The sequence below is a fragment of the Nocardia vinacea NBRC 16497 genome (assembly GCF_000308835.1).
Lineage (GTDB): Bacteria > Actinomycetota > Actinomycetes > Mycobacteriales > Mycobacteriaceae > Nocardia > Nocardia vinacea.
Genome location: NZ_BAGN01000426.1, coordinates 1 through 17,049 on the forward strand (window position 1 = coordinate 1; position 17,049 = coordinate 17,049).

The following is a 17,049-nucleotide window of genomic DNA, read 5'->3' on the forward strand; positions in this document are numbered from 1 at the left end:
CGATGCTTACGCTCCACCTGATGACCGTGCAGTTCGAGCCCCTGCACCAGCGCGTCGCCGCCATCGGCTTCACCATCGATCATGATCAGCCGCATCCATCTCACCTTCCCGCACGACCGCCGAAGAGCAGCGAACTAGCATGGTCGCCGCCGCCACCCCACCACGCAAAGCCATCCCCTTGCCACCCTTGGGAAAACCGCTCCGCGCCCCCGGCTGGACAAGTGATCACGTGGAAACCATTGCGGCAAAACGCGAATAGCCCCCGCCACCAGTGCCACCTGATCTTGATTGCGTCAGCGCGCGGCGGTGGCGCCGGCTTTGCGGCCGAAGAAGGTGGCGTCGCCCAGGGAGGTGCCGCTGATGTAGCCCTCGCCGTGGAGGCCGGAGCTGGCGCGGCCGGCTGCGAAGAGGCCGGGAATGGGGAGGCCGTCGAGGTTGAGGACGTGGCCGTCGAGGGTGGTGTGGAGGCCGCCGAGGGTGAAAACGGAGGCGCCGGTGCCGCGGCGGTTGCCGGATTCCGAGGGCGGGCGGACGCCCGCTTTCACATCGATCGCGGCCAGCGGGGGTCTCAGTGGGCGCAGCCAGCGCGGTGCTTTGTGGAAGTCGGGATCGGTTCCGCGCGCAGCGAATTCGTTGTAACGGTTCATGGTGGCGGTGAGTGCGCCGGGCGGCAGGGTGAGTAGTTCGTCGAGTTCGTCGATGGATTCGGCGACGTGGGTCGGGCGCACACCCCAGCGTTCCCGCTCGGGTACCTCCTCGTAGCCCTGTTCGTCGAGCACCACCCAAACGTTCATATCGTGACCGAACAGCGCGGCCTGGCCGATGCGGCCGGGATAGGTGTCCTCGTTGACGAAGCGCTGGCCGCGATGGTTGACGATCATCCCGCGCGCGGCGAAACCCGGAATCAGGGAAGCGCCGACCTGACCGGCCGACATATGCCGCACGGCGGCGCCTGCGGCCTGTGCGATGCGGATGCCGCTGCCGTCGTCGGTGCCCGCGCTCACCTTGGTGTGGCCGAGCAGTCGTGGCGCGTGGGCGGCGAGCATATCGTCGTTGTCGACGAAACCACCGGTGGTGAGCACACATCCGCGTCGTGCCCGAATCGTGAGCTCCTTGCCGTAGTGTCGGGCCACCACGCCCACCACCGAGCCATCCTCGCCCAGGATCAGATTCGTCGCGTAGGTGTCGTATTGCGCTGTCACACCGGCAGATTCGGCCGCCGACACCAGACAGTCCAGCAGCAGCCTTCCGCCGAAGTCATTCGCGGTAGGCCGGTGCCCGCGCGGGGCGGGGATAGCGATTTCGGTGAACGGCCAACTGTTTTCGCCGAGCCACATGAGCCCGTCATCGGTTGGCGGCACCCAGGCGGGAGCATCCCAGAGACTGGGTTTGAACGGCACACCGCGATCGACGAGCCAGTGGAAATGCGCCACGCTGTGCTCGCTGTAGTGCACGATCTTCGCCACATCCGCGCCCGGCCCGAGCGCCGCCACCAGGAATGCCGCCATCTGTTCGGGACTGTCGTCGAACCCGCACGCCCGCTGGATCGGCGTACCGCCGCCGAGGTAGATCTCGCCACCTGACAAAGCCGACGCACCACCGGGCCCACCGGCCCGATCCAGCACCAAGACCGCGGCGCCGGCCGTCGCGGCCTCGAATGCGGCGCAAGCCCCCGCGCTGCCGTACCCGACGACCAGCACGTCGGTCTCGATGTCATAGGACTTCACCTCGGCGGCGGCACGCGGCGCGACCGATTTGCGGACCGTCATGACATCGAGGCTGCGCGCATCCACCTGATGACGGAATCGATCATCTCGATGGTCGAGCCGAGTACTCCCGTTCAGTGGGACTGGCACCGATCGCGGCGTCCCGCACTCGCGATGGTGTGTGAACGGCGTCACGTTCGCGTATCCCGGCGCCAGTGAGGAGAGGAAATCGATGCGGGTCCTGGTCACCGGAATCACCGAGCCGAGCGGTCGCGCGGTGGCGCGCATGTTGTCGGCCGCCGGGCACGAAGTGGTCGGGCTGGACCAGCGGTGGCATCGCTATATCGATCCGCGGGTGCGGTTCACGACCGACCACACCGACGCTGTCGACGGCTGCGCGAGCGTCGTACATCTGGCAGCGAGCGGGCTCGCCGAAATCGCTGCCGCCGCCCGCAAAGCCGGTGCGCGGGTGGTGGTTCCAGTCAGTCCGCGCTCGACGCGGCTTTCGGACGCCGAGGCCACAGCGGTGCTGCGCGCGTCGGGTGCGGATAGCGTGCTGGTGCGCACCGCGCCGATCGCCGGTCGTCGGATCGGACACGAAACTCGCCGTGCACTGGAGCCGATTCTCGGCTCGAAGTCCGATGACGGATTCCAACTGTTGCACAGCGACGACCTGGACCGCTTCCTGGTACTGGCCGCCACCACGCTGCCGTCCGGTCGTAGCGAAGATGGGCTCGAGATCGTCGAACTCACGGCCCCCGGCGTGGTCACCAACGACGAGGTGCGCCGCATGATGCGCGAAGCGGGCCTACGCTACTCGGCCTGGGCGCCCGGCTGGTCGGGTCGCCAACCCCTCTTGGATCCCACTGTCGCACAGGAGAAGTGGGGCTTCCGCTGCGGCTGGACGGCACGCGAGGTCATCGCCGATCTGGTGCGCGGGATGATCGGCCGCAAGCCCGACGGCGGCGGCTTCCGCACGCGGAGGGGCGCAATCCCGTTGCCGTCACACGTGATTCCATCTCGTGCCGCCACATCGGACAACCATCCGCTCACCGATGTCGCCCCGGAAGGTCTCGAGGGCGAATTCGATGATCGGGTCGACGAGCGCTACCCGGTGCACACCGCAACCAACACCTCCGAAGCATTGCCCGGCCCGATGACACCCCTGACCATCGACCTGCAGGCCGGCGCCATCCGCCTCAGCAACGAGGCCATGGGCGAGATGATCGCACTCGACGGAATCGCCTTGGAACACTGGACGAGTCGGGTCACCACGGTGCTCGGACATCACATCTACATCAATGCCTCGATCGGCGTGCTCGCGGCCGAGAATATGCCGGGCTGGGATGAGGAGAGCATCCGCCGCGACGCCTACGGCAATATTCCGGCCGAAATCGCCCTGCAGCCGCACGGCAAGCCGCCGATGCCGACCGGACTTGCCAGTACGCTGGCGACCGCGCGCGCGACCTCTCGGGTCATCGCCACCGCCCGTCGTTTCGGCAAGACGGCCGAGCTGATCAATGCCGCATCTCATGCGGAAGCATTGAACGCGAACGAGATTCGCGAACTGTCCGATGAGCAGCTGCACGTCCGCGCACTGCTCTGGCGCGATCGTCTGCACCAGGCGTGGCAGGCCGCGGCGATCGGTGTGATGATGACCGGCGCCGCCACCGCCATCCACGCACGCGGCAAGAATGCCGGCGAGGTTCCGATCGACTTGACTCGGCTGGAATCGGCGAAGCCCATGCTCGCGGTGGAACATCTGGCCGAATTCTGCCGTGCCGACGCCGATCTCGCCGAGCTGGCGCACGCCGGTGATATCGATGCGGCACGGGCGAAATCACCCGCCTTCGCCGCCGCGCTCGACGCGGAGTTGGCCACGGTCGGGCACCGAGGTCCCGGTGAATGTGAGCTGCTCAATCCGACATTCCGTGACCGGCCCGCCCTTTTGGTGAGCGCCGCCGCCCGCGCTGCGCAGATGCCTGCGCCCAAGCGCGACTCCGTGGATTCGTCGCCGAGTCGCACGGCTCGGATGGCCGCGGGAGCCACCGTGGCCCGGGAACGCGCACGCGACGGCGTCGTCCGGATCACCCACTGCCTGCGACTTGCCGTGCGTGAGCGGGCCGATCGGCTCGTGCGCGTCGGCCGGCTGCGCGAGATCGACGACGCCTGCTATCTCACGCTGGACGAAATCTTCTGTCTCCCAGCGGATGCGGCCGACAAGGTGGCCCGCAGGCGCGCGGAACGCATTCGGTTGCAAACCATCAGGATGCCCGATGTCATTGCCGGACAATGGGAGCCGGTACCCGCTGCGGCCGCGCTCACCGCCGACGAGAGCCTGACCGGCATCGGTGTCTGTGCCGGTGTGGTGGAGGGCCGGGTGAAGCTGGTGCTGTCGCTGGATGACGATATCGAGCCCGGCGACATCCTGGTCGCCGCGGTCACCGACACCGGCCACACCGCCATGTTCTCCTACGCCGCCGCCGTGATCACCGATATCGGCGGGTCCGCGTCCCATGCCGCGATCGTCGCCCGCGAATTCGGCATTCCCTGTGTCGTCGACACGAAGACCGCGACCACCAGCCTGGCCGACGGCCAGCGCGTGCGCGTGGACGGCGCGGCCGGGACGGTCACCCTGCTGGCCGACTGAGCGCGGCCCGAACTCGGGTCGCAGACCATATGCGGCCCTTGATGAAAGGATCACCCCTCGTGAAGAATTCGCGCGCTTTCCGCGGCACGATCGCGGCCGCGGCCGCGGTGCTGGTCGGCGTTCTCCCGGCGCTGGCCGGACCGGCGTCGGCGGGTCCGGCGCTCGCTGGGCCGGCCGTGCCGGTGCTGCGGTCCCCGGGCCAGGCCGATCGGCCGATGGGTCTGGCGCATGCGCCGAATGCCCGCGATATCGGCGGCTATCCGGCCAAGGGCGGCAGCAAGCTCGCGACCGGCGCCGTGTACCGCTCCGACGCACTGGCCAAACTCGACGCGAACGAACAGCAGAAGCTGGTGTCGCTCAACATCACTCAGGTCATCGACTTCCGCAGCCCCACCGAAACCGGCCGCGATCCCGATAAGCTCCCGGCATCGATCCGCCGCACCGAACAGCCGGTCTACGATCCGGCCAATGACTTCTACCTCACGGTCGCACGGCTGATCCAGGCCGGACCGGCCGCCCAGCAGGAGGCGCTCGGCGACGGCAAGGCCGCCAAGATCATGCGCGACTACTACGCGTGGTTCGTCTCGAATCCCACCGCGCGCGCCCAGTTCGCACAGGCGTTCAAGGACATCGCGACCGCGCAGGGGGCGGTGCTGTACCACTGCACGGCGGGTAAGGACCGCACCGGCTGGATGACCGCGATCCTGATGAGCGCGCTCGATGTGCCGAAGGGACAGATCTACAACGACTTCACGGACTCCAACGACAATTTGGCGGCCGGGAACAAGGCGCTGCTGGACGGTCTCGTCGCCCAGGGCTTGGTGACCGATCGTGCGCTCTGGGAGCCGATCCTCGGTGTGCAGCGCGAATTCCTGGACGCGGCGTTCGACCAGGTCCAAGCGTCCTACGGCTCGTTCGACAGCTTCCTCAGCGATGGTCTCGGAATCGACGGCACAACCCTGGAAGCCCTGAAAGCGAAGATGCTCACCAAACACTGACCTCGTGCCGGTGTCACCGCGAAGGTGGCACCGGGAGTCGATCAAGATCAGGTGGAACTGGTGGTGGGAGCCTGTCGCGATTTGCCGCCGTGGTTTCCACGTGATCATTTGTCCAGTTCGGTGCCTTGGGGGGTGGATATGATTTTGGGGTGGGCTGAGGGGGCTGCGGAGATTGAGATTGACGGGATGGGTGTGGATCCTTACTTGGTGGATGTGGTTGTGGGGTTGCATTGGGATCTGGCTGAGTGGATGGGGGCGGATGCGCCGCCGAAGGTTTTCGATCGGTTCGCCAATGCGTTGGATGAGCGGTTCTCGGCGGTGACCACGGTCGGGCAGGTTGTCGGTCGCGATACGTTGTTGGCCGGGGTTTGGTCGGCTCGGAATTCTCAGCCGGGGTTGGAGATCGAGGTTTCCGATATCGAAGAGCTGGCTCGCGGCGGGACGGTTGTCAGCGTGCGTTTCACGGCGGAGAACCAGCTGGGTGATGTGCGGACCCGCCGCCTCGTGACCGCGATCTTGATCATTGCCGACCACGGCTATCTGTGGCGTTCGGTGCACGAGACCCCCGTCGCCGAGTAGGTCGAGATCGCTGTCATGGTGGTCGTGCACGAGCTGCCCGCGCCGACCGGTCCGTGGTCGCCGGCGGTATGAATCGCTGCCGATCGTGCAGACTCGGGCCAGGTTACCGGGCCTCGAGGAAAGTGCCCGCGTGGATCGACGTGCCGAAACCCGGCGCGAAGTCCCCGTATTCGTACAGCAGGTGGCCACCGACGATGGTCGCGGCGACGGCACGGTCGTTGCGGTTGACCATGCGGTCCAGGCCGTCGATTCCGGGGACCGGGGCTTCGGCGTAGGCGGCGCTGGAGCCGTCGAATCCGGCCGGGTCGATGACCGCGATATCGGCGCGGGCGCCTTCGGTCAAGCGGCCGGTGTCCAGGCCGTACCAGTCGGCGAGTTCGCCGGTCAGCCGGTGGATCGCGGTCTCCAGCGGCATGAAGGCGCGCAGGTGGACGCGCTCCAGCATGCGAAGGCCGAAGTTGTAGAAGGCCATATTGCGCAGGTGGGCACCGGAATCGGCGAAGCCGACCTGGACGACGGGGGAGCACTGGAGCCGGTCCATCACCTCGTCGCGATCATTGGCGATGACTGTGCGCCAACGCAATTGCGCACCGTGCTCGACGGTGAGGTCGAGCAGGGCGTCGGCCGGATGGATGCCGCGGTCGTCGGCCACCTCGCCGAAAGACTTGCCGATGACCTCGGGATCCGGGCACGCGACGATCTGGGCGTCGTAGAGGTCGCGATGCCAAACGCGGGGACCGTATTTCTTGCTGAGGTCCTTGCGGAACTGGCGCCGGTAGGACTCGTCGGCGAGCAGTTCACCGCGCTTCATCACATCGCGGATATTGAGTGCCGCGACGCCGGCGCCGAATTCCTCGAACACCACCAGATCGACACCATCGGCGTACACCTCGAACGGCACCGGCAGATGCTGCCACCGGAATTGTGCTCCGCCAACGGTATTCGCGATCCAGGCGGCGGTCGTGGCGGCCCGCGCGACGGTGCGATCGGCCTTGACGTCCATCCCCGCGATCAGGGTGGTCTTCAGCGGCTTACGGAACGGTCGGCCCGCGCTCTCGGCGAAGTAGCGCGCTATCTCGACGCGGGCGGTCAGGTTGGGCGTGCTCTGATGGATCCGATCGCGCTGCCGCAGAATATCGTTCAGGGCTCGATATTCGCGCCAGGTGGCATAGGTCGACGGCAGCTGTCTGGTTGGGAAGCGCACGCCCTCCAATTTGGAAAACGAACTGCGGATGGTGGACAGCCCGAGGAAACCGGCATCGAGTGCGTCGGACAGCATCGCACGCATGCGGTCCAGTTCCACCTCGGTCGGCCGCGCCGCCGCGTCCACGGCCCGAGCCAGCCCCATTATCGCGACCCGCATATCCGAATGTCCCAGTAGCGCAGCCACATTCGCACCGAGCGGGCGCGCGGCGAGGGCACGGGTGTAGGCATGCGGACCGTCCCAGTCCTTGTGCTCCTTGACCGCGGCATGCACCGCATCCCACGGCAATGCCTCCACCCGCGCGAACATATCGGCACAGTCCTCGGCCTCGGAATACACCGTCGACAACGAACAATTCCCGAACACCACAGTGGTGACGCCGTGCCGTACGGACTCGCCGAGACCAGGGTTGCCGAGCACCTCCGCGTCATAATGCGTATGCACGTCGAGCATTCCGGGCATCACCCATTTGCCCGCCGCATCCACCGTCCGCGCACCGTCGGGCAATGCCGAGGCGCTGATCACGGTGACCCGGCCGTCGGTGATTCCGATATCGGCGAGGCGCGGCGGTGTGCCGAGCCCGTCGAATACCGATCCGCCGCGAATCACCAAATCGCACCGAGCCATCTCAGCCCTCACATCCATGTAAGAGATACCGGTACTACCGGTATCTCTTACATCGTCGCACGGGTCGGCGTCGGCCTCTCGAAAAAGGTCAGGCGACCTCGAGTGCCGTGTAGGTCGCCACCAGCATTCCGGCCATGATGCCGAGGCCGACCAGCGGGCCGAGCATGGCGACCGAGAGCCAGCCGAGGCCGATCAGCGCCCCACCCGCCAACCAGGTCGCGACCGGCGCGAAACGCGACATCAGCTCGAAGAACTTGCCCGGCGTGACATGGTCGGCTTCGCAGGGTTCGTCGCCGTCGTGGACATACCCGACGACACCCGGCAGCCGCTTGGCGATGAGCGCCGCGCCGTGGCCGCCCTTGATGTAGCGGACCTGCAGCGTGCCGGGCGGAACCGAATCGAATCCGGTGAAACCGCCGACCCCGACATCGCGCATGCCGAGTCCGCGCAATGCGCTGCACAACCAGGCGACCGGCTTATCGGCACTGGCGCACACATTGACCAGCGAGCCGACCTGTCCGCGGTCGGCGCATTCCACCCAGTCGAATTCGCGGGGCAGCACACTGCCCGCGAGGAAGACGTTCTGGAATGCCAGCGCAGGTATCTGCTTCAGCGACTGCCCGAACAGATAGGTGCCATTGCTGTGCCCGACGAAGTGGAACGGAATCCCTGGATGCCGGGCCAGGAAGTAGCTGTACTGATCGGCGAACCAGCGCAGATTGCGGCGCCGAGTGAACGGCAGCGCGAAGTTGTAGGCGGACAGCCTCCCGTAGGACGGTGTCACCACCAGCACATCCGGTTCCAGCTCGTGCAGTTTCCGCTCGAGTTCGTTCGGCCATTCGCCATTGCCCGATCGAATTCCGTGCAGTGCGAACACCACCGACTTGATGCTCGCCTCATGCTCGGGTAAAGGGCTCGGGTTGGTGGATTCGACGTCCGCGGTAATGGCCCAGCGCAGAATGTCGTAGCGCTGTCCGGTGTAATCCTCGCGGACCTTGCGTCTGGTGCAGGCGATATCGGCGTGTGTCGCATTGGGCATCAGCTTCTGAACGCCGGTCGGCAGGGTTTCCAGATCGCGGCTGTCCTCGCTGTTCACCGACCAGTCGTTGCGCGCGCGCACCTGTACGACTGTCGGTGCTTTATCGCCGAGATCGGCAATTTCGCGCAGCCATAGGATGCGCAAATTGGTAATGAACGGTGAACCGCAGAGCATCTCCAGCACCGTGAACGTCTGCAGCAGCGGCACCAGCACCTTGGCCAGCATCCGGAACGGCCAAGGCGCGCGGTCCAGATCGACGCCGCGATTCGGCGCGGCGAGCAGCACGATGCGGGAGACAGCGTCGGCCCAGGCCAATTGCGGGCCGTCGAGACCGCGCAGTGCCTGCAGGAAGGCGTAGCGGACCATGACGCCGCCGATGCTGTGCCCGATGAGGACGACCTCTTCGGTCTGGCGCGGTCCGGTCCAAAAGGCGTCGATGCGATCGGCGAGATCGCGGCAGCGCGCGGTCAGGCTCCCTCGGCTCAGCCGCGTGACCGGCTCCGGGAATTGCCAGTAGACGGCTTCGTCCGGCCCGTACCCTGGCTCGTGGCGCAATTTGTCGAAGAGATCCTTCGCCGCATGCGGCGGTTCGGAAAGACCGGCGACATAGACGATCAGTCGACGGCGCTGTGCGTGCGCGGATTCCATGATGATCCCCCGAGGTGCGGCGCCATCGATCCTCCGTCGACGGCATGCGCTGGTACTTCTACTACAACATCGCGAATACGTCCACCGGTGTTTCCTTCGGCACCGTATTCATCGAGCGTAGAGGGCATGCCGTGCGCTCTCGTACGCCGTCCGGATCTGCCGCCCGATCGCCCCACCGTCGCTGGGCGCGCGGACCTCGGCGATGGTGCGTGCGGGCCAACTCGGGGGCTGTGCGGTGCCGCCCAGGGCCCAGGCCGCCTGCCGGGCCGCGCCGAGCGCGACGTATTCGCTCGGCTGCGGGACCGTGACCGTGAGCCCGAAGATCTGGGCGGCCACTTCGGCGACCAAGGCGGAGCGGGCGGCACCGCCGATGAGCAGCACACGGTGGATCGGGATTCCAGAGGTGCGCAGATGGTCGAGCGCGGCGGCCATATTGCAGAGCATGCCCTCGACGGCGGCCCGCGCAATATGGCTGGGGCGCAGGGTTTCCGGTCGTAGACCGTGCAGACTTCCCGTGGCGTGTGGCAAGTTCGGGGTGCGTTCGCCGGAGAGGTAGGGGAGCATGACGACGCCTTCGGAACCCGGCGGTGCTTGGCGAGCAAGGGCTTCCAGGCCGGTGAGGTCGACGCCGAGCAATCGGGCGGTCGAGTCGAGTACACGGGCGGCGTTGAGTGTGCAGGCCAGTGGCAGGAATGCGCCTGTCGCGTCGGCGAATCCAGCAATGGCACCGGTGGCATCGGCGCTCGGTGCGGTGGCACGGGTGTAGACGGTGCCACTGGTGCCGAGTGAGATGACGACGTCACCGTCTGCGATACCCAAACCCAGTGCGGCACCGGCATTATCACCGGTACCCGCCGCGACGAGTGCGCCCTCAGGTGTGCGTCCGACCGCCTCGGCGGGTCCGGCGACGCGAGGGAGTTCCGGGTTCCGGCCCCGGAAGGCATGGGCCAGCAGGTCTTTGCGATACCGACCGGTCGCGGGCGACCAGTATCCGGTGCCAGAGGCGTCGCCGCGATCGGTGGTCGGTTCGACGGTGGGATCGGTCGGTCCTCCTCGTAGCCGCCAGGTCAGATAGTCGTGCGGAAGTAGTACCCGATGTGTGCGGTCGGCATGTTCGGGTTCGTGGTCGGCCAGCCAGCGCAGCTTGGCGACGGTGAATGCGGCCAGCGGAACACTGCCCACAGCGTCGGCCCAGACCTGCGGGCCGCCCAGTTCCGCGATCAACGTCTCGGCCGCATCGGCGGATCGTATGTCGTTCCACAGCAACGCATCCCGGACCGGGCGACCATCGGCATCCAGTGCGACCAACCCGTGCTGTTGCCCCGCGACCGCCACCGCATCGGCCCGATCCAACAACCCCTTGCCCGCCGAACACAGTGCCTGCCACCAGGATTCGGCGGGCACCGCGGTGCCGTCCGGGTGCGCCGCGCGCGCCTCGTCCAGGATCTCGCCGGTATCCGCATCGCACAGGAGGATCTTGCAGGATTGGGTGGAGCTGTCGACCCCCGCGACGGTGGCCATCACGCACCTGGCCTGAGCTGGATTTTGCGGCCGGTGCCCCCGCGGAAAGTCTGAAGCGCGTCGGCGAATTCGGCCAATCCGAAGCTGTGGGTGATCATGGCGTTCGCATCGATCACGCCCTTGCCCATGAGTTCCACCGCGCGACCGAAGCTGTGTAGCACCGCCATCGAACCCACAATGGTGATCTCGTCGTTGTAGATCCGGAACGGGGAGATCGACGCGGTCGCCGCGCCCGGCGCCACCCCGAACTGCTGGAACACCCCGCCTCTGCGCACCCGGCCGAGTCCGTCCTCGATGGCGGGGATAGCGCCCGTGCAGTCGATGACCACCTCCCACCCCTGCGGGCGGTCGAATTCGTCGGCGGTGGTGGCGGTGGCGTCCGCGCCGAGGTCGACGGCCACCCCGAGTCGCGTGGCATTGATGTCGACCACCGACACCGACGCGGCCCCGGCGACTCTCGCCAACTGCAACATCAGCAGACCCATGGTGCCTGCGCCGTACAGCAGATAGTGCGCGCCGAGCGCATGTGGCAGTACATCGAACGCATGTACGGCACACGACAACGGCTCGACGAGCGCGCCGTGCGTGGTCGACAGCGTCTCGGGCAGCCGATAGCAATTCGCGGCAGGCACCGCGACGTATTCGGCCATCGCGCCGTCGACGGTATCGCCGATCGCGCCCCACCGTTCGCACAGATTCCCGCGCCCGGCCGCGCAGTAGTGACACGCGCCGCAGAACAACGACGGGTCCACCGCGACGGTATCGCCGATCCGCACACTGTCGACGCCGGTGCCCAGTGCCACCACCGAACCGGCGAACTCGTGACCGGGCACGATCGGATACGGCGTCGGCGGGAATTCGCCATCGGCAATATGCACATCGGTGCCGCAGATGCCGACCGCGTCCACCCGCACCACGACCTCACCGGGCCCGGGCGCCGGATCCGGCACGTTCTGTACGGCGAATTTCTCAGGCGTTTCGATCACGACCGCACGCATAGCACTACCTTGCACCCCAACCCCGCCGCACCGTCGCATTTCGACCCGCCGCATCGCGGATTTCCGGATGAGGCAGACTGTCGCGGTGAACGACGACCCGGACCGGCACGCCGACGTGCACGTCCGCATGGGCGACGGAACCACACTGCCCGCCCTGACGGATCCACTGCTGGACGATCTGCTGCGTGAACCACCCGATCCGGAATATCCGGCGATCGTGGTCGAACGCGGCGAGCATGCCTATATCCAGGCTCGCCTCCTGCCCGACGGTGTGTACGAGCTCGAGCACCGCGCCACCGGATCGGACGAGTGCTTCCAGATATACACCCCCGATGCCAAGCTCGTCCGCGATGTCATGTGGGCGTGGATCGACGAAAACACGTGGTGGCGCGACAGTGTCGGCTGGTATCGCGTCGATCCGGCGGTCGCGGAATTGGAAGCCACCCGACGCGAACTGTCCGGCCTGCTGGACGGACTTTCGGTGATGGACGGCATCGAGTCGGCGATGGACGATGCGTTGAACCGCGCGGACGAACTACTTGCCATGGAACTTCCCGAAGACGACGAGTCAGACCGAGGTTAGGTGGCTCTGATACCACAGCGCCGTCGTCGCGATATCGGCTTCCGTCAGCGGCAGATAGGTGCCGTCGTCGCGCCAGCCGAGCGCCTGGATCGTGACGCGCAGCTCCCGCTGGAAGCAGATCGGATCGCGAATATGCCAGCGGTACATGCCGAATCGCTGGTGGGGCTGATAGATCTCGTCGGGCGGCAGAACTTGGTGCAGGCCGAGATAGGGTGTCGAATACGTGCGGTAGACGCCGTCGAGATCGAAATTCCATGCGCCACCGAAGTAATCCTCGGTGCCGGTGCCGCAGAGGGTCGGATGGGTGGTGTCACCGTCGAGGTAGAACTTCAGCTCGCCCTCGCCCCACCAGCCGGGTGCGCCGGGTCGAATCGCCAGGTAGGTGCCGACATATCGACCGGGACCCGGCACCGCGTCGAGGATGGTGTGCAGGGCGGGCGCGCCGAGTGGCGTGCTGTGACGCCGTAGCGCGTGCAGATATCCGGCGGAATCGGGCACCTTCTCCTCGGAATAGGTGAACTGGTAGTAGACCGGCACCGCACGGTCGCTGCCGTTGTGCAGTGTGATCCTGGCGTGCTCGCGAAATGGCATGGGCCAGAAGCTGTTCAGACCACCAGCGGGCGCGACGACCACCATCTCGGACCGCACCAGCGCCAGTTCGTCCCAGCCGTTGCAGAAGAAATCGCCGAGTGGCAGGTCGATCGATGGCGCGGGTTCGTCGTCCCAGTAGAAGCGCAGCGTGAGCTGCCGCAGCACCGCGCGGTCGGTGGTGAGCCAGCAGTGGCGCAGCACACCCGCGCCGGAAATATCTGCGAGCGTTGCGGTTTCGCCCGCACCGAGGTGAATGGACGGGGAGACTTTCCAGCCGGGGCCGAGCAGCCGCGCCGCATGTGCCCCGGTGCCCTCGATAGCGCGCGCCCCGGCACCGGGGGAGCCGGTCGGATTCTCCGCACTGATCGAGCGGGTCCGCGCGGCGTCGAGCCGCCAGAGCTCCGATGCCGATCCGAGAACGGTCACAGCCCCGGCCAGCCGTATCGGTCGGTGACGGCGGCGTGGCCCGCGCGCTTCTGGTAGGCGATGGTGGTCGGCGGCTGTTCGGGTTCGCCGACCGAGATGCTCGCCGAGAGCTGCGCCAGTTCGCGCCGGAATCGGTCCATATCCAGCCAGCGGATCTGCTGCACCAATTCCTCCATTGTTTCGGCGGGCAGGGCGCCGGCCTCCGAATAGACCAGCAGGCCCTCGCGGAAGGCCATGAGCGTTGGGTAGGCCGAGACGTCGGCAATCTCGGTCAGCTGCTTCTCTGCATCGATATCGACTGTGCCGTAGACGATTTCGGGGTGCAGATCCGCGGACGCCGCGAAGACCTCGGCGAACCGGCGCGACGGCTCACACCACTGCGCACCCCAATCGATCAGCACGATATGGCTGTTCGCGATGGTCGCATCGAAATTATTTCGGGTCACGGTCATTGTCGGCATCGAGGTCCTCGCGATAACTGTCCTGTGTGCAACCCTGCATCCTCGCATAGGCGGCGGTTTACGGGAGGTGAGCGGATCGGTGTTGCTCCGCCGCCAGAAAATGCGCTATGTCTGCGGTGGATTCGTACAGCTCGCGGTAGCGCCGGTAGTACGACGCATAGATCGCGCCGCGATCCGCATCGGGCTCCACAACGCCGATGACCGGATTCCAGCCCGCGGTATCGACGCCGACGGCCTCCGCCGCGAGCAGCGCGTCACCGAGGCAGGCGCCGACGGTATCGGCCGGTAGTTGCTGCGGTAGGCCGGTCACATCGCTGACGATCTGGGTCCAGAGCCCGCCCTTGGTCCCGCCGCCGACGGCGACCAGTCGCGGGGCCTGTCCGCCTGCCATGGCTTCGAGGTTGTGCCGCACGCCGTAGGCGATGCCTTCGAGCACCGCCCGGTACAGCTCCGCACGTCCGTGTCCGAGGGTGAGGCCCGCGATAATGCCCCGCGCATCCGGATCGAACAGCGGTGTGCGCTCGCCCGCGAAGTACGGGAGCGCGAGCAGGCCGCGACTGCCCGCCGGAACATCGGTGGCCTCGGCCACCAGGTCGGCGAAGTCGCCGCTGACGAGTTTGCGCAGCCAATCGGTGACCGCGCCGGAGGTCGCCATGCCCGCCGCCGATGTGTAGGTGCCCGGCCAGGTGCCGCAGGTGAGCCAGAGGCCGGGATGCGGGCGGGGATCGGTCAGCACCTGCACGAGGAACATGGTGGTGCCGTACATGATCATGGCGTCGCCGGGTGCCCGGACACCGACGCTGGCGGCCTCGGCCCAGGCGTCGATGGTTCCGGTGGTGACGGGCAGTCCGGCGGGGAGCCCGGTCGCCGATGCGGCCGCCGCACTCACCTTGCCGACGACTTCGGTGGGCCAGGCCAATTCGGGCAGCTTCAGACCGGGAGCAACTGCGGCGGCCCAGTCGTGCGCCCAATTTCGTCGGCCCAGGTCGTACATCGGGACGCACTGACTGGCCGATTGATGATCGAGCACATAGCGTCCGGTGAGTCGGTGCACCAGAAATGAACTCGCCATCAACAGCATTTCGGTACCCGCCGCGACCTGCGGTTCGTGTCGGGCGAGCCAGCGCAACTTGGGCCCGACGGCCTGGCTGGTCAAGGGTGAACCGCCGCGCTCCAGTACTGCGGCGGCACCGAATACCTGGTTCAGTTCCGCGATTTCGGCGGTTGCCCTGGTGTCGACACCATAGAGGATGGCCGGACGCAGGGGCCTTCCGACGGCGTCGGCGGGTAGCAGGCACGGGCCGATGCCGGATACCGCGAGTGCGTCGAGAGTCGCACCGTCGGACGCACCGAGGAGTTCGCGGATGATCGCCTGGAACTCCGCCCACCAGATGCGCTCGGCATCGTGTTCGACCCAACCCGGCCGCGGTGTCGAAACACCGTGCGTTCGTTCGGCTCTGGCGATAACGGTGCCGTCCGGCCGGACCAGGACGCCCTTGGAACTGGAGGTCCCGATATCGACGCCGAGGAATGCGCTCGTCATCGGGTGAACTCGTCGAGGGTGATATCGAGGAGATCGCAGGCGGCCCGGACGGTGGCGCGATGGTCGCCCGGGACGGCGTGAATATGGTTGGCGCCGAAGCGGGACAGGAAATCACCGGCATGTGCGTCCAACCGAGCGAAGGCATGTGGCCATTCCCAGGTGGACTGTTTCATCAGCGATTCATTGGTCGCCTGGTCATAGGTCTCGAAATCGCCCAGCATCAACTGCATTCGGTAGTCGCCGTCCTTGCGGGTGAGGCGGGCCAAGGTCATCCGGCCCGGCGCGGCCAGATGGTGCACCGACGCACCACCCGCCGGGAAGAAGAACACCTCCGGATAGAGATGTACGTTGGCGAGATTCTCGGTCGGCTCGTCGCTGCGGGCGGCGAACCAGGTGGCGTGCTGGCCCGAGTTGCACAGATCCCAGATATCGCGGTCGGCGTGATAGTGCCGGACATCGGCGAAAAGCACTGGGGTGTGGGCGATCTGCTGCAGCAGCCGCATGGTGAGTGCGCCGTCCATATCCGCTTCGGTCGCGCACACATGGGGTTGTTTGGGGCCGTTCCAATCGTAGGGGTCGTTGAGGAACGCCTCGGTGATGTCCATGGTGGCGAAATACTGGGTGAGCTCGGGCTGGCCCTTGATACCCGAGAAGTCCAGCCGCCATTCGTCGATCAGCTCACGCACGGCGAGATACGAGCGAATCTGGCGTTCCAGCAATTCCGGAGTGAGTTTCACACCGTCGTAGTGCACACCGGCGGTGTTGCGCTCCAACCACTCTCGCGCCCCCTTCGCCTCACCGGCATCGGCCTGCTCGGCGCGGCGGACGATCTCCCACTGGTCGATCTCCTCGACATCGATGCCGAAAAGGCGCTGCCACTGATCGGTATTGGCGACGGCAGTATTCATTCCCATCGGCCGTCCGCCGAAGCGCCCGAAAGTGCTACCGCGCAAGCTCGATACGGCGGCTGCCGCGCTCGCCCGACTACCGATGGCCTCGATCAGCTCGGCATCGGCCGGATCGCCCCACAACCGGGTATGCGTGCGGCCGATCTGATCCAGCGCGCCGCCCGCGGCCAGCATGCCGACCATGCCCGGCTGCACCGGATCGATATTGGACAGCAACAGCAGCGGACCCGGTGTCGCACCCGCGGCCAGCATGGTGAAGTGCGGAAACGCCCAGACCGCATAGTGCAGCACTGTGAGATCCACACCGGCGGCGGCGACCTCGCGTGCCACCGTGCCGGCCAGTGCGTTCGTACTGATCTGCGCCGCACCCCGGATCACCTCGTGCCCGGCCGCCCGCAACCCGGCGACGAGCCGATCCTCGGCCGACTCGATGAACTCCGCGATCCCGGCGTGCACATAATCACGCCCGTCGGACACGCTCATAACCCCGATCCGCGCCATCCCGACCGCCTCCCAACGCGCAGGCCCCCTCCAGGATTATCTATCCGAAGAGGGCCGCCGGTGGTC

The 17,049-nt window shown here is 66.7% G+C and carries 13 protein-coding genes; 4 read left to right on the forward strand and 9 right to left on the reverse strand.

Annotation, left to right across the window (positions count from 1 at the left end; translation table 11 throughout):
* Positions 1-293: 293 nt before the first annotated feature.
* The gene (locus ON44_RS44445; protein ID WP_040701472.1) at positions 294-1,769 is read right to left on the reverse strand and encodes an FAD-dependent oxidoreductase; all 1,476 of its coding nucleotides are present in this window, start codon (positions 1,767-1,769) and stop codon (positions 294-296) included.
* Positions 1,770-1,938: 169 nt separating this feature from the next.
* Between ON44_RS44445 and ON44_RS44450 the strand changes: the two genes are divergently transcribed.
* The 3 genes from ON44_RS44450 (at position 1,939) to ON44_RS44460 (ending at position 5,933) form a co-directional block, all read left to right on the forward strand.
* The gene (locus ON44_RS44450) at positions 1,939-4,356 is read left to right on the forward strand and encodes a PEP-utilizing enzyme (protein WP_157187636.1); all 2,418 of its coding nucleotides are present in this window, start codon (positions 1,939-1,941) and stop codon (positions 4,354-4,356) included.
* A 59-nt stretch (positions 4,357-4,415) separates the two neighbouring features.
* Positions 4,416-5,354 (forward strand): tyrosine-protein phosphatase, encoded by a 939-nt coding sequence (locus tag ON44_RS44455; protein ID WP_245567566.1) that lies wholly within the window; start codon positions 4,416-4,418, stop codon positions 5,352-5,354.
* Positions 5,355-5,540: 186 nt separating this feature from the next.
* On the forward strand, positions 5,541-5,933 hold the full coding sequence (locus ON44_RS44460) for a hypothetical protein (RefSeq protein WP_040701392.1): 393 nt from the start codon (positions 5,541-5,543) through the stop codon (positions 5,931-5,933).
* 103 nt (positions 5,934-6,036) lie between these two features.
* Here the strand turns inward: ON44_RS44460 and ON44_RS44465 are convergent, their stop codons facing one another.
* The 4 genes from ON44_RS44465 to ON44_RS44480 form a co-directional block, all read right to left on the reverse strand.
* The gene (locus tag ON44_RS44465; RefSeq protein WP_040701394.1) at positions 6,037-7,764 is read right to left on the reverse strand and encodes an N-acyl-D-amino-acid deacylase family protein; all 1,728 of its coding nucleotides are present in this window, start codon (positions 7,762-7,764) and stop codon (positions 6,037-6,039) included.
* An 88-nt stretch (positions 7,765-7,852) separates the two neighbouring features.
* Positions 7,853-9,451, reverse strand: coding sequence for an esterase/lipase family protein (locus ON44_RS44470; protein WP_040701396.1), 1,599 nt, complete (start codon positions 9,449-9,451; stop codon positions 7,853-7,855).
* 108 nt (positions 9,452-9,559) lie between these two features.
* Entirely contained in the window at positions 9,560-10,972 is a 1,413-nt protein-coding gene (gene xylB / locus ON44_RS44475) for a xylulokinase (protein ID WP_040701398.1), read from the reverse strand.
* Positions 10,972-11,970, reverse strand: a complete 999-nt coding sequence (locus ON44_RS44480) for a zinc-dependent alcohol dehydrogenase family protein (protein ID WP_040701400.1) — start codon at positions 11,968-11,970, stop codon at positions 10,972-10,974. Before ON44_RS44480 ends, xylB begins: the two co-directional genes overlap by 1 nt.
* Before the next feature lie 67 nt (positions 11,971-12,037).
* Between ON44_RS44480 and ON44_RS44485 the strand changes: the two genes are divergently transcribed.
* Entirely contained in the window at positions 12,038-12,553 is a 516-nt protein-coding gene (locus ON44_RS44485; RefSeq protein ID WP_040701402.1) for a hypothetical protein, read from the forward strand.
* On the opposite strand, the gene ON44_RS44490 is transcribed toward ON44_RS44485, so the two are convergent.
* From ON44_RS44490 to ON44_RS44505, 4 genes are read right to left on the reverse strand one after another with little or no spacing between them, the layout of a single operon-like run.
* Positions 12,539-13,570, reverse strand: coding sequence for a glycoside hydrolase family 172 protein (locus ON44_RS44490; protein ID WP_040701404.1), 1,032 nt, complete (start codon positions 13,568-13,570; stop codon positions 12,539-12,541). The two genes, ON44_RS44485 and ON44_RS44490, sit on opposite strands and share 15 nt — an antisense overlap.
* The gene (locus ON44_RS44495) at positions 13,567-14,031 is read right to left on the reverse strand and encodes a thioredoxin family protein (RefSeq protein WP_040701406.1); all 465 of its coding nucleotides are present in this window, start codon (positions 14,029-14,031) and stop codon (positions 13,567-13,569) included. The genes ON44_RS44490 and ON44_RS44495 overlap by 4 nt, the downstream gene beginning before the upstream one ends.
* A gap of 58 nt (positions 14,032-14,089) precedes the next feature.
* A complete protein-coding gene (locus ON44_RS44500; protein ID WP_040701408.1) occupies positions 14,090-15,574 on the reverse strand; it encodes an FGGY-family carbohydrate kinase in 1,485 nt (494 codons plus the stop codon).
* Positions 15,571-16,983 (reverse strand): L-fucose/L-arabinose isomerase family protein, encoded by a 1,413-nt coding sequence (locus ON44_RS44505; RefSeq protein ID WP_040701410.1) that lies wholly within the window; start codon positions 16,981-16,983, stop codon positions 15,571-15,573. The genes ON44_RS44500 and ON44_RS44505 overlap by 4 nt, the downstream gene beginning before the upstream one ends.
* Between the last annotated feature and the right edge of the window lie 66 nt (positions 16,984-17,049).